We start from the raw sequence: 286 nt of genomic DNA, 5'->3' as shown, positions 1-286 counted from the left end.
CGCCTTCGCCACCTCGAAATCGAAGGAACCCATGCCGTGGCCGATGTCGAAGATGACACCGCGCTCGCGCGCCAGCCGCATGTCCGGCCGCACCGCGCCGGAGGCGAAGACCGGGGCGTTGGGAAACGGACGGAAGCAGTGGGTGAGGATGTCGCCGCGCCGCAGCCTGGGCAGCACTTCCGAGCGGCCGGGCGGCGGCTCGTCGATATGCGCCATCAGCGGCAGGCCGGCCTTGTCGGCGGCTTCGAGCGCGAGATCGACCGGCGCAATCCCGCTGGTGCCGCCG

Annotated in this window: 1 pseudogene; it reads right to left on the bottom strand. The window is 71.7% G+C overall.

Annotation, left to right across the window (positions count from 1 at the left end):
• Positions 1-286, bottom strand: a pseudogene (locus tag EN852_RS39930) (amidohydrolase/deacetylase family metallohydrolase); the annotation flags it as partial.

This window comes from Mesorhizobium sp. M2E.F.Ca.ET.209.01.1.1, assembly GCF_004010375.2.
Lineage (GTDB): Bacteria > Pseudomonadota > Alphaproteobacteria > Rhizobiales > Rhizobiaceae > Mesorhizobium.
Note: the sequence above shows the minus strand (reverse complement) of the source record. Positions and strands in the feature narration are given on the sequence as shown.